Genomic DNA, 13,201 nt, shown 5'->3' with positions numbered 1-13,201 from the left:
AAAGCCATGACAAAGTCAGTCATGGTATCTCACAATCCCTGAAAGTCTGTATTGTTTTAAAGCTTGCGTTTATCTAGCTGGCTGGCCAGGGCATCTCCAGTTGCCTGAATAAGCATCACCAGGATCACGAGCACCAAAATAACAGCCAGCATAATCGTAATATCAAAACGCTGATAACCATAACGGTAAGCAATATCACCAAGTCCGCCTGCTCCTATAGCACCAGCAATTGCAGAAGAATTGATCATGGTTACCATCGTAACGGTAAAACCTGCCACAATTCCGGGCAAGGCCTCCGGTAAAAGTACATGCCAGATAATCTGTTTACGGTTACAGCCCATCGCTTGTGCGGCTTCAATCAAACCATGATCCACTTCACGTAAACTGACTTCAGCAATACGCGCAAAAAACGGGGTAGCAGCAATAGTTAATGGCACCACAGCAGCCCACACGCCATAACTGGTACCCACAATAAGACGTGTGAGTGGGATCAGAGCTACCATCAAGATTAAAAAAGGGACAGAGCGTGTAATATTAATGACCCATCCCAAGGGCTGATTAATCATCCGTGATGGATAAATACCATGTTCACTGGTATTGACCAGGATAATTGCAATCGGTAAACCAATTAAAAAAGCTGCAAGAGCAGATATGCCTACCATAATTAATGTATCGATAGTGCCGGTCAAAAGCAGGTTAATGAGCTGGTCGTGCATAGCCAAGTACCTCAATGTGGGCAATATATTGTTTTAGCGCTTCTTTCAAATGCTTCAGATTTAACTGTACGTCGGGTATAGCGACAATCAGTGAACCGATCAGATGCTGCTGGATCGTATCAACATGGCCCTGATATAAGTGAACTGGACCATTTAACTGCTCAAGAATGGCTTTTAAATCTGGTGTGTGGTGTATGGCAGACTCATAACAAAGTTTTAAAATAGTATGTGTAGTCTCTGTAGTTACCTTCGAATTCACTGCAAATGGTAAATCCAGTTGTTCTAGAGTTAATAATTCTTGAGTAATTGGCTGTTCAGGTTTTGAAAAAACACTCCATACCTGACCAGACTCGACAATTTCACCTTGATCAATAACAACTACCTGATCACAAATTTCCCGGATAACCTGCATTTCATGGGTAATCAGGACAATTGTGATTCCCATTTGCTGATTGATTCTTTTGAGTAACGATAAAATGACCGAGGTACTTTCCGGGTCTAGAGCTGAGGTTGCTTCATCACATAATAAAATTTCAGGGCAGTGTACCAGAGCACGTGCAATACCGACGCGTTGTTTCTGCCCACCTGAAAGTTGTGAAGGATAGTTTTCTGCTTTACTGCTTAAACCGACCAGTTCCAGTGCCTCATTAACACGCAGTTCAATCTCGGCTTTTTTATGTCCTGATATTTTAAGAGGCAGGGCAACATTTTCCCACACTGTTTTAGCTGACATCAGGTTAAAGTGCTGGAAAATCATTCCGATACGTTGACGCAGCCGAATGAGTTCCGCATGATCCAGACTGGCCAAGTTCTGTTGGTGAATATGAATACTGCCATTACTGGGCTGTTCCAGACCATTTAATGTACGTAGCAAAGAGGATTTTCCGGCACCGCTTTTTCCAATAATGCCGAAAATTTTACCTTCAGGAATATCCAGACTGACATTTTTGAGTGCATGTACAGATTTGCCTTGTACTTGGTAGTATTTGTTGAGGTTTCTGATCTTGATATGGGAAACCGTAAATTCAGTATGAGAACCAAAACTCACCATTATTCTTCTCCTTATTTCCAACCCTGAAACCACATGCCTTGACCAAAGTCCTGATCCAGTATCGTTTTGACCTTTTCTGAGGTTTGAAAGGCTTGTACAAATCTGGCAAGTTTCTGGTCTTTATCTTGATAATCTGTTCGGGTCACGAACAAGATGGCGTATTTCTTGTCTATCGGATCTAAAAATAAAGCATCCTTCGGGTTAGCTGCTTTTGCCATTTTCAGATAATGCGGAAAACCAAAAATAAGATCTGCTTCATCTATGGCATGGGCTGTTTGTGGACCTTCCACCTCAATAAACTGTAACTGTTTAGGATTGCGTATAATGTCCTGAAGTGTAGTTAATTCATTCTGAATATCTTTAACTTCAATCAGGCCGGCCCGGGCAAGCAGAATTAAAGCACGCGCCGAGTTGACCGGATCATTGGGTATGACTACGCGAGCATGAACAGGAAGTTGCTCTAGTGATTGATACTTTTTTGAATATAAGCCCACATGGCTTCCAGTACCTGGTGCAAATGCATGCAGGTTAAACCGGGTTTCACGAATTGCATTTTTCAGATAAACACTTTGCTGAAAAAAATTGGCATCAATATCACCGTTCTGAACAGCTACATTGGGTGCATGCCAGTCTGAAAACTCAACCAGCTTGACCTGAATACCTTGTGCTTTCATATCATCTGCCACACTTTGTAGCAGATCGGCATAGGGTGGGCTGATGCCGATTGTTAAAGTGTCTTTCTGCAGAGTATTACTGTTAAAACGGTAAGCAGCCAAACCGAGTATAACTAAGAGGGTTGTCAGGCCAATTAGCCAGAACTTATAAGAATCTGATTTTAATAAGGTCATCATCTGTTCCTTACTTCCAGCCAGGGAACCAGAGTTTTTTCCCAAAATCCTCATCTAAAGCGGCTTGCACTCTTGGGGAGTTCTGGTAAATAGTCACGAATTTTTTCAATTGATCGTCTTTATCTTTGTAATCATCACGGACTACAAATAAGATGGCATAGCGTTTGTTGGTATTTTTGTCGAATAACAGTGCACTTTCCGGATCAGCAGTTTTTGCCAGACGTAAATAATGAGGATAGCCAAAAGCCAAATCAACATCATCAATTGCACGTGCGGTCTGTGGTCCTTCAACTTCGATAAACTGCAGATTTTTAGGGTTTGCAGCAATATCCTGTAAACTGGACAGATGATTGTTTACATCTTTTAAGCTAATGAGTTTGGCTTGCTGCAAGAGCAGGAGAGCACGACCCTGATTTACCGGATCATTTGGTATAGCAACTCTGGCATTTTGTGGTAACTCATCAAAGCTTTTATACTTTTTTGAATACAGGCCTACATGAGATGCTGCTCCAGCTGCAAAAGCTTTGAGCTTAAAACCGGTTTCTTTTATGGCATTATCCAAAAATGGCTGATGCTGAAAAAAATTGGCATCAATATCTCCGTGATTTAGCGTAATATTGGGCGTGTTCCAGTCAGAGAATTCAACAAGCTTAATATGAAGTCCTTCTTTTCTGGCTTCTTCTGCTGCAACTTGTAACGGTTTTGCAAACGATGGGCTAATCCCGATGACCAGTTCATCTGAACCTGTTTTTTTCTGTAACGTCCAGCCAGTAAGACCTAAGATAACTATGGTCAATACTGCCCCTAAAATAGTGAATTTCGTTTTTGCTGTTTGTGCCATCATGCACCTCTAAAAATTTTTAAAATGTTTTATGCAAGCTGTTTTTGAATAGGACGGATTTCGGCGGGAGAGGCCGGGGTTAGACATCGGAACTGTTGCACCGGATGTTGTGCAGAAAGCAGGTTACCTTGCTGAAATAACTTATGTCGCAATGTACCTTCGCTATAAGCTGTTTTGTAGCGACCGCGCTGTTGCAGCTCCGGAATAACCCACCGGATAAAGTCCTGATGGGATTCCGGGGCAACCGTACGGGTCAGGTTAAAACCATCAATTCCTGTTTCATCAATTAAATGAATTAATTGTTCCGCTACAGTTGCTCCACTACCCACAATGAGGGGGTAACGTCCTCCCAGCACATGTTGGTCTTTCAGATCTGCCACTGTAATTTTCTGTTCTTTAAATTTATTGTTGACTGAAGCAATACTGTTAGTTTGCTGATAGGGAATAGTTTCTTGTTCTGTAAACTGGGACAGATCAATGCCGACAGAACTGGAATAGTGGGCAAGGCCTGCTTCAGGACTCGCATAGTGGCAATACTCTGCCAGTTTTTCCTGTGCAAGCGCATCAGTTTCAGCGCTAACCACAGTAATGCCAATAAAAATTTTAATAGCTTCTGCTTCACGACCCTGTGCAGTGGCAAGTGTTCGAATTTTCTCGACCTGCTGTTTAATTTTTTCCGGTTTATCGCCTCCAATAAATATGGCCTCAGCATGTTGAGTTGCAAAGGTAAGACCACGTGGCGAAGCACCTGCCTGAAAAAGGACCGGGGTGCGCTGGGGAGAAGGTGAAACCTGAAATACTCCTTCACTCTGGTAAAATTGGCCCTGATGCCGGATTGAATGCACTTTCGCCGGTTCAGTAAATATTCGGTTCTGCCGATCCTTTACAACTGCATCATTTTCCCAAGAGCCTTCCCAGAATTTATAGCAAAGCTCTAGAAACTCCTCAGCCTGTGCATAACGTAAATCATGTTGCTTCAAGCCTTTCTGTCCGATTAATCTTTCAGCACTATCTAAATAACCTGTCACAATATTCCAGGCAATCCGGCCATGGGTTAAATGGTCTAGACTGGCAAAACGCCGTGCAAACTGATACGGCGTTTCATAGCTCAGATTTACTGTAATACCGAAGCCCAGATTCTGGGTAACTGCGGCCATTGCTGAAACCAGAGTAGAGGGGTCATGGCTGGGAAGCTGGATTGATTCTTTTAAGGTCAGCTCAATACCGTTTTGATAGACGTCATATACACCAGTAATATCTGCAAGAAATAACCCGTCAAATAATCCTTGCTCTAAAGTTTTCGCCAAATCTGTCCAGTAGTTCAGTTCATTAAAACGATGTGATTGATCTCGTGGATGTGTCCATAACCCATGGTTAATATGTCCTGCTGAATTCATGTCAAAAGCATTAAGTAAAATCTGTTTAGGTAATTGCTTTGCCATTACAATGTCCCCCTGCGTGGAGGTAGAACTCCATTCAATACATATTGTCCAATAAAGTAATATTTCCAGCGCGCTGCATCATGTAAAGTATGGACACGTGCATTACGCCAGAAACGGTCTAGTCCGTTTTTTAACTGGCTACCCCGGCTACCTGCCAGTTCAATCAGTTTGCTGGATGCTTTTAATGCAGTTTCTGTACTATGTGCACGAACCTTAGCTACCTCAATTGAAGCCTGTGCTATATTTTCCACAGTAGGTAATGGACGGGCTACCTCAAGAGCCTGAGCAGCCTGTTTGAGGAGAACCTCACTGGCACGTACATCAGCAGCCACACGGCCGAGTTCTAGCAGAGTCAAGGGGTCTTGAGTAGCACGATCTAGTCCTGAGTCAATCCAGGGGCGCGCCTGTTTTACCTGCTGCAATGTTTCTTCAAAAGCAGCGCGGGCAATTCCTACTTCAATTGCAGCATGCATAATCTGGGCAAATGGCCCGACTAAGGTGGGCTGAGTGAATGCTGTATCAAAGGCAATCAGATCCTCTTGCTCAACAGCGACGTGATTAAATTTTACCGTACCACTTCCTGTTATACGCTGCCCAAAGCCACTCCAGTCATCCACGATTTCAAGGCCTTGGCTATTACGCTTTACAAAAGCTAAAAATTCCCGACCTTCTGCATCTGTAACTAGCGTAGGAATACGGTGTGCGAAAAGGCTTCCGGTACAATAAAATTTTTCCCCCTGAATTACGTAGTTATTTCCCGTAGCAATCAATTGTGTATGCTTATGAGCGGCAGATCTGGTTTTGAATTCTGCCAGTGCATTACCGAAACGGGCTCCTTTTAAAACTTCTGTTTCTGCTGTTCTGTACCTGTATTACGCAGGACTTCCAGTGCATAGAAATGATTTTGAGGAATCTGTCCAATTGAACCGTCCACTCCACTAAACAGGGCAATGACTCTAGCTACGGTCAGACTTGAAACTTCTGCACCCCCATATTGCTTGGGAACGGTAATCGCCCATAAGCCTGACTGGCTGTAGGCTTCTATCTCTTCAAAAGGCAAAATACGGTTTTGGTCCCGTTGAACTGCCTCGGCTTTAAACTTTTGACTTAAATCCTGTGCAATAGCCAAAGCTTCTTCATCACTTTGGATAATATGTGTCTGATTTTCTAAAACTTCTTTAAGATGAAAATTTTGATATGAGGTCATAAGATATTTCCTTAAATCCAGGCATGACGAGCAGGAAAAGCCTGGTTGAGGTAATAGTTACCAATGGCATGTAACTTCCAGCGTACTGGGTCATGCAAGGTATGAACTCTGGCATTCCGCCAGTACTGGTCCAGATGATGCTGGGATAGACAGGAACGACTGCCGCCAAGTTCGAGCAATTTTTCTGAGATCTGTAGGGCAGCGTCATTGGCATAAACTTTGGCTTCTGCAACCCTTATAGAAGCTTGTGCTGCCTGCTCCGCTGTAACTGTCTTATGCTGGTCAAGTTCATCGAGATATTCAGCTGCTTCATCCAGTAGCAAAATAGATGCATCAAGCAAGATATTTAATTTACCAACTTCCTGTAGTGTGTAATGTTCGGAGCTGGCTTTTTCTACTTGTGCGTCAATAATAGGGCGTGCTTTATGAACAGCAGTTAAAGTTTCTGCAAATGCAGCCTCTGCAATACCAACATCTATAGCCACCTGGAGTAGCTGCGAATAAGCACCGCGATAATTAGGTTTTTCATAAAGTTTTCTTTCATCAAAAATGAGATCAGGATTTACTCTGACCTGGTTCAGACGGACTGTGCCGCTAGCTGTGGTGCGCTGCCCGAAACCGTACCAGTCATTGATGACTTCTACACCTTTTTCCTGTGCGTCAATAATTACCAATACGACATGGCCTTCAGGATGAACTGCTTTAATAGCAAGCCAGTGTGCAAAACTGCTGCCAGTCGAGTAGAACTTTTCACCATTAAGAATATATTGGCCATCTTTAACGCTAAGCGTGGTCTCTAGTGTTTTACTGTCTTTGGTGTGGCGCTCTGGGCCACCATTAGCCAGACGCTTGCCATGCAGAATTTCAGAGAAAATAAAATTTTTTTGTTGCTCGTTTCCCATCATATTAATCATGTTGAGCAGGGCAATCTGGTTTTGCGGGATTTGACCGACATTGGCATCGGCTTTAGATAAAATTCTGAACACCTGAGCAAGTGTTTTGTTTGAAACGAATGCGCCTCCAAAAGCTTTAGGAATACGGATGCCACCTAATCCTTTGAAACTAAACTGTTCAATTTCTTCTATTGGCAAGATCCGGCATTGATCCCGTTCATTTCTTGTATTCAAGGCAAAATCAGCTACCTGATAAGCTGCATTCAGGGCCTGCTGATCATTTTCTATAATATAAGCGGGAGTTTGAGTAATATGAGTCATCTTTATACCTTCCTAAGATGACTCAGAACTTAAAGGAATTATCTGGCAAACTTAAACCAGCTATTATGCGAAACTTATCATTAAAAGCTTATAAGAAAAAAACTGCTGAAATTTATAAAAAATCAGATAAAGCAGATTTATATAAATCAGTAAGTTAATTAAAATTATATAGTTTTTAGCTGGTTGAAATTTATCTTATATATGTAATTGGCATAATTATGGTAAAAAAAACTATAAAAACAGATGGGATAAGGCTATAAGAAAAGAAGTAAATCTGAACAGGTGGTCAGAATTTTTAGAACCATCAGTTTTAAAGTAGAATGATATTCAGGTCTTAATTTAAAAGTCAGTTAAAATACAAAAATAATCCGGAGTTTTTATGCGTACTTTATACCAGTTTCCTTTATCTCATTTTTGTGAGAAAGCTCGCTGGTTACTCGACCATAAAGAGTTAGATTATGTTGCGCATAATTTGATTCCAGGCTTTCACCGGGCCTTTACCCAATTGAAAACCGGACAGAACAGCTTGCCTGTTTTGAAAGATGACAGCTACTGGATTGCTGACTCTACAGAAATTGCCCTATATCTGGATGAGACCTATCCTGAACACAGTTTACTGCGACGTGACCCGGAGCTGCGAGAGCAGGCATTGCAGATCAATAATGTTGCTTCTGAGCTCGGAGAGCATGTCCGTCGCTGGGGGCTGGCCCAAGCACTATCACAGGGCGATGAGCCTTTAGAAATCATGCTCGGTGAACAGGGGTATATGCGTCAGTTTGAGAAATTTTCAAAACCTTTAATCAAAACGCTTGTAACCAAGGGATACCAGCTCGAATCTGAAAAAGTAACTGAATCTAAAGCCAGAATGACTGAGCTGATAGAACAGCTAAATAGCGCATTGATCAAAAATGGAGGACGTTACTTTGTTGGTGACCGCTTAGGTCTTGCCGATATCGCAGTATGTTCCATGCTGGCGCCTTTGCTTGAGCTTGGCGGAACACCTTGGGAAAATGAGCATGAAGAGAACAGAACGGAAGACTTCATGAATTATCAGTCTTATTTACTTGATTTACCTTTAGGTCAATATATTCAGCGTATTTATGAGACAGAACGTAATGCCCGAGTAGACTGGCGTGGAATGTAGCTGGGTATATAAGTAATATAAGCCTTGTTATCGCAAGGCTTTCCAATTTTTTAGGGATAAAAAATATTGTAAAAACACAAAATAATGAGAATATAAAAACTTAAAAGCCATTAATTTGGTAAAGTTTTTAAAGAATAGACTTTAAAGTGAGAAATTTTTTCTAAAAATATTGAAATTAAATGATTAAAGGGAAATAATTCGACTCAGCCGCTGTTAAATTAATAGTCAGGGTGTGATAGGGATCGAAAAGAGGGTCAGCTTATTGGGAGATGGGCACTGACTAAACTCACAAGGTCTTAATTCGACTTCAGTTATATAAACCACAAGTTTATAAAACAGGCTATAGGTTATCCACGTATAGCTACTAGAAGGAAACAGTATCATGTTTTCCCTTGACCCTAAAAATTTATTTGATCATAAAAATAAATCTGACCATAAGTACCACAGCATGATTCAATATACGGTATGACTGGAGCTCAGAATGGGACTGGACCGTTTCGACAAGCAAATTCTTGAAATATTGACACACGAAGACCTGAATTTAAATGAACTCTCTGAGCGAATTAATCTTTCTGTAAGCTCGGTGCACCGCCGTATCAAACAGCTTATTGAAAATCAGGTGATGACTAATCTCAAGCGTGATATCAATTTTCAAAAACTAGGTTTTAAGTTGCATGTCTTGCTACAAGTATCCCTGAGTAAACATGACAGTGATACCTTTGAAAAATTTCTGCAAGAAGTCGAAGAGCTTCCTGAAGTTATTAATGCATTTTTGGTTACCGGCCAGTCTGCCGATTTTATTCTTGAAGTTGTTGCTACCGATATGGAAAATTATAGCGATTTTCTGCTTAAACGGATGGGGAAAATCGAGCATGTTGTAGCGTTGCATTCAAGCTTTGTAATTAAAGAATATAAAGTGTTTAATTGTTATAACTTGCTAAATAAAGTTCCAGAGCAAGTATAAAGCTTAAAAATAAAAAAGCGCCAGTTCTGGCGCTTTTTAATAATATTTAATCAGGCATCAAGCTGAGCCAGTACTTCATCTGAAAACTCAACGTTGGTATAAACATTTTGTACATCATCTAAGTCTTCTAGCATATCAATCATTTTCATGATTTGTTTAGCTTGATCAATATCGGTAATTTCTGCTTTGGTAGAAGGACTCATTACAACCTCAGCATTGTCTGACTTCAAGCCGGCCGCACTAAGTGCATCCTGAACGTCACCGAAGTTCTCTGGTGTGGTAATAACTAAAATCTCATCTTCAGAAATTTCAATATCTTCCGCACCAGCTTCTAGAGCAACCTCCAAGATTTTTTCTTCAAGTGACAGATCATCAAAAGAGATTTCACCACGTTTGGTAAACAAGTAAGCCACAGAACCTGAAGTTCCAAGATTACCATTAGTTTTACTAAAGCAATGACGAACATCAGGAACAGTGCGGTTTAGGTTATCTGTCATGGTTTCTACCAGTACAGCTACACCACCTGTGCCATAACCCTCATAAGTGATTTCTTTTAAATCATCATTATCTTCACCACCAGCACCACGTTGAATGGCCCGGTTAATTGTATCACGCGTCATATTTACTGAAAGCGCTTTTTCGACTACAGCACGAAGACGTGGGTTACTGGCCGCGTCCGGGCCGCCGAGTTTAGCAGCCGTTACAATTTCTCGAATGTATTTGGTAAATACTTTACCGCGACTTGCATCTTGTTTTGCTTTGCGATGCTTAATATTGGCCCACTTGGAATGACCCGCCATGCGAATTATGCTCCAGTTTTATAAACTAAAATTTCGGGTTGAAATGTTAGCATAGCCACTGATTTGTTGAAAACAGGCCACTGCCAGCTTTTAAGCGAAGTTTCCGAAAAATCTTTAGAAGCTGATGCTCTAACAAGAAGATTTAGATAAAACAAATTAATTAAACTGCAGCTTCAACTTTAAGCTCTTAGTCTTGCGAGCACATTCATAGAAAATAGCTGAGCTTTAGGCTCATTAAAACAACCAAAATTTAGAGGCTAAACTCATAAAAAATTATATTAATTAAATTAAAATTATAAAATTACTTGTAATTTGTTTAGAAAAAATTATAAATTAACAGGCTGTATACGACTTTAGTCTAACAGGTGGGCCTAAACTGTTTAGTACTGTAAGGGGAAGCGATTATGTTTTTAACGCTTATCGGCGTTGGTTTGGCTATTTTTATTCTGATCTGTGTCTGGAGTGCGATTGAAATCTACCTGGAAGCTCATCATCGCAAATAATTAACCTTGTTTTAAACAAAGCACTTTGGGAAATGCTCTGTTACAGCGGTTATCTTCCTGTTTTATCTTTATATAAAGATCAAGAGCCTAACAGTTCTTTGTAGCCAGCCATTTTTCCTTAATATAGAGATCTACCCGATATTGCTCATCATAATCATCAGCAATACAATTTGCCTGACTTTGTGTAGCTAAGTTTTCAACCTTTTTGACAAGGACAGTTGGTGTTGAAGATAATTTATCAATCTGACAAACCCACCATTGTTTTCCAATTCTTCGAACCTGAAAAAACTCACTGTTTTGCTTACGCTTAGCCATAATCATGACACCCTTTTTTCAACTGAGGAGTATTTAGATCTATTATTTTATAGGTGTATAGCTCTAGATAGTTAAGTTTTATGAGCAAAAATCGCTTAAATTTAGAACAATTAAGTGTTTATTTTATAAGATGTGATTACTGTAATACTAAGCTAGATCAAAAATTATATTAAAAATATATAATTATTTTTAATATAATATTTCAATAGGTTGTGTGTAATATTATAATAAAACTGATAGCGCAATACATTTAAGTAAGCTATTAAAAAATTATATTTAACTTTGTATTAAAGGATAACAAGGATTTTAATATATTATAAGGTTCTTTGTTTATTGATAAAATTTAACTCACCTATAATTTTATTAATTCCTGTAGAACAACGATGGAATATATAATGAAAAAACAATATTTATTGTCTGCAATTATCTGTGTAAATACAGGGTTGATCATTGGATGCCAAACAGTTTTACCTTATATCGATACTGCTAAACCGACCACTACTCTAAAGACTTCTTCTGGAACACTGTCTGTAAATACAATTGTGCAAATGGTTTACCCTAAAATACTCAATGAGCCTCTGGCGCATGTGACACCCGTACTCAATGATTATTTTAAATCTTACCCTTATCAACAGCTTGAACCAAATATATTGGGTTTTTTTCATCCTAGTATTGAATATAAAAATCCACAAGGTGAAACTCGTTACCTGGTTATTATTGAAAAAGTAAAAATCAATAATGGATACATTCAGGACTGCCGAGCCTGCTCAAGTACAGTAGATTTATTTATATTTAAAAAACAGGACAACCATTTCCAGTTAGTCAATTCAGCTTTAAATCAGAAAGATATCCCTACAGCCGGTGGGCATTTGTATGTTAGTTTTAAACATGACTTACAGAAAAATTTAAGACCGTTTGGCAAGAACATGATAGGAAGTTATACGCTTGCAACTTTTACAGGTGCAGGGGGGCAAGAAATTTCGACTTGGTATGCGGTCTTGTTGCCTGATGTCGGGAGAGTTCAAGTTCTTGAAATAGGCTCGGCGGGTAACGATACATCAAGTTACTATGCAGATCGTCCTGAGTTTGCATCCATTGTTACATCAACATTAAGAGTGGTTAATAACCAGAACACTTATTATCCTGTTGAAGTGACTTATATTGACCAAGATCAGCCAAAGAAGTCTTACAAAAGTCTATTTATGTATGATCAAGCCAAGCACATCTATGTGGAATATGAAAAAAAATAATCAAAAGACCTTTTAGTTAAATAATAAATCAAATATTGAGTGATAACTTAAAAACAGACTGTATTTTAAAATAAACCAATTTAATGATTTTAAATGATTAGAATAATCTTGGTTTTTAAGAATAACAGGCTAATGAGATTCAAAATTAAAATATGAGTTGGTTTATAAATAAATTTTGCTTTAATTGGTCATATAAAAACTTTAAAAGATTTACTACTAAAAGTATTAATTTATTAAAAAATAAATTAGTGGAATTTATAAAGTTATATAAGTCAACATTAATAAAAAAACCTCATAATTCACGAATTATGAGGTTTAATATATGGTGGGCCCACCGTGACTTGAACACGGGACCAACGGATTATGAGTCCGCTGCTCTAACCAACTGAGCTATAGGCCCTATAAATGCTTATATCTAAAGCATTTTTGCGATAGCAATACTAGCTAAATTCTCAAGTAAACACAAGCATTTCTCAAAAAAAACTGGAGAGATGCTGTTTTATTCATCAAATTTAGGAGATTAAAATGACGAAGCAAATAAATGCGGTGATAAGAAAAGTATTAGCTTGCCATAAAAAATTTCTTTAAGAAGTTAAGCTTAGTAAGTAATTTTAAACTGTTTAATAATTAAGTATTTAGATTTTGGTTTTTTCAAAAACAAAATGAAAACAATTGCTTATTTATTTATAGTGAATTAAAAAATAATATTGGATTTTTGTTTAATTCATGTTAATAAATAAATTGAAAGTACACAACAAACTTTCGATACCGTTTCAGGAAGAAACCATAACTATAGTAACAAGGAGCAAAACTATGTTTCAGTTGTTAAGAAAACTCTTCTGTATGCATGCCTATGAATATGAGCAGTTCTCAGAATTTAATGAGGTAAAAGAGTGTCGTAAATGC

11 protein-coding genes, 1 tRNA gene and 1 pseudogene are annotated in these 13,201 nt (G+C 39.0%); 3 read left to right on the top strand and 10 right to left on the bottom strand.

What is annotated here, in order from left to right:
- Positions 1 to 56: 56 nt before the first annotated feature.
- The 7 genes and pseudogenes from ABZP31_RS08355 to ABZP31_RS08325 form a co-directional block, all read right to left on the bottom strand.
- Positions 57 to 716, bottom strand: coding sequence for a methionine ABC transporter permease (locus tag ABZP31_RS08355; protein WP_005019858.1), 660 nt, complete (start codon positions 714 to 716; stop codon positions 57 to 59).
- The gene (locus ABZP31_RS08350; protein WP_034670624.1) at positions 697 to 1,767 is read right to left on the bottom strand and encodes a methionine ABC transporter ATP-binding protein; all 1,071 of its coding nucleotides are present in this window, start codon (positions 1,765 to 1,767) and stop codon (positions 697 to 699) included. The genes ABZP31_RS08355 and ABZP31_RS08350 overlap by 20 nt, the downstream gene beginning before the upstream one ends.
- Positions 1,768 to 1,778: 11 nt before the next feature.
- Positions 1,779 to 2,615 carry a MetQ/NlpA family ABC transporter substrate-binding protein gene (locus ABZP31_RS08345; RefSeq protein WP_005019860.1) on the bottom strand — a complete coding sequence of 279 codons (837 nt, stop codon included), beginning with the start codon at positions 2,613 to 2,615 and terminating at the stop codon, positions 1,779 to 1,781.
- 10 nt (positions 2,616 to 2,625) lie between these two features.
- Positions 2,626 to 3,456 carry a MetQ/NlpA family ABC transporter substrate-binding protein gene (locus tag ABZP31_RS08340; RefSeq protein ID WP_005019862.1) on the bottom strand — a complete coding sequence of 277 codons (831 nt, stop codon included), beginning with the start codon at positions 3,454 to 3,456 and terminating at the stop codon, positions 2,626 to 2,628.
- A 29-nt stretch (positions 3,457 to 3,485) separates the two neighbouring features.
- A complete protein-coding gene (locus ABZP31_RS08335; RefSeq protein WP_005026375.1) occupies positions 3,486 to 4,898 on the bottom strand; it encodes an LLM class flavin-dependent oxidoreductase in 1,413 nt (470 codons plus the stop codon).
- Positions 4,898 to 6,105, bottom strand: a pseudogene (locus ABZP31_RS08330) (SfnB family sulfur acquisition oxidoreductase). The gene ABZP31_RS08335 and the pseudogene ABZP31_RS08330 overlap by 1 nt, the downstream one beginning before the upstream one ends.
- An 11-nt stretch (positions 6,106 to 6,116) precedes the next feature.
- Entirely contained in the window at positions 6,117 to 7,319 is a 1,203-nt protein-coding gene (locus tag ABZP31_RS08325; RefSeq protein WP_005026370.1) for an SfnB family sulfur acquisition oxidoreductase, read from the bottom strand.
- Positions 7,320 to 7,698: 379 nt separating this feature from the next.
- On the opposite strand from ABZP31_RS08325, the gene ABZP31_RS08320 reads away from it, so the two are divergent.
- Positions 7,699 to 8,463: a glutathione S-transferase family protein gene (locus ABZP31_RS08320; protein ID WP_005026367.1), complete on the top strand. Its 765-nt coding sequence runs from the start codon at positions 7,699 to 7,701 to the stop codon at positions 8,461 to 8,463.
- 481 nt (positions 8,464 to 8,944) lie between these two features.
- The gene (locus ABZP31_RS08315; protein WP_005019868.1) at positions 8,945 to 9,427 is read left to right on the top strand and encodes an Lrp/AsnC family transcriptional regulator; all 483 of its coding nucleotides are present in this window, start codon (positions 8,945 to 8,947) and stop codon (positions 9,425 to 9,427) included.
- Between the two features lie 50 nt (positions 9,428 to 9,477).
- Here ABZP31_RS08315 and ABZP31_RS08310 read toward each other — a convergent pair whose 3' ends face one another.
- Complete coding sequence (locus ABZP31_RS08310; RefSeq protein WP_005026364.1) at positions 9,478 to 10,227, bottom strand: YebC/PmpR family DNA-binding transcriptional regulator; 750 nt, start codon at positions 10,225 to 10,227, stop codon at positions 9,478 to 9,480.
- A 590-nt stretch (positions 10,228 to 10,817) separates the two neighbouring features.
- Positions 10,818 to 11,045 (bottom strand): hypothetical protein, encoded by a 228-nt coding sequence (locus ABZP31_RS08305; RefSeq protein WP_005405020.1) that lies wholly within the window; start codon positions 11,043 to 11,045, stop codon positions 10,818 to 10,820.
- 395 nt (positions 11,046 to 11,440) lie between these two features.
- Here ABZP31_RS08305 and ABZP31_RS08300 point away from each other — a divergent pair, with 395 nt between their 5' ends.
- On the top strand, positions 11,441 to 12,295 hold the full coding sequence (locus ABZP31_RS08300) for a hypothetical protein (protein WP_005026362.1): 855 nt from the start codon (positions 11,441 to 11,443) through the stop codon (positions 12,293 to 12,295).
- A 323-nt stretch (positions 12,296 to 12,618) separates the two neighbouring features.
- Here the strand turns inward: ABZP31_RS08300 and ABZP31_RS08295 are convergent.
- A tRNA-Ile gene (locus ABZP31_RS08295) sits at positions 12,619 to 12,695 on the bottom strand.
- Positions 12,696 to 13,201 lie beyond the last annotated feature (506 nt).

The sequence above is a fragment of the Acinetobacter sp. FL genome (assembly GCF_040744925.1).
GTDB classification, from domain to species: Bacteria; Pseudomonadota; Gammaproteobacteria; order Pseudomonadales; family Moraxellaceae; genus Acinetobacter; species Acinetobacter radioresistens.
Note: the sequence above shows the minus strand (reverse complement) of the source record. Positions and strands in the feature narration are given on the sequence as shown.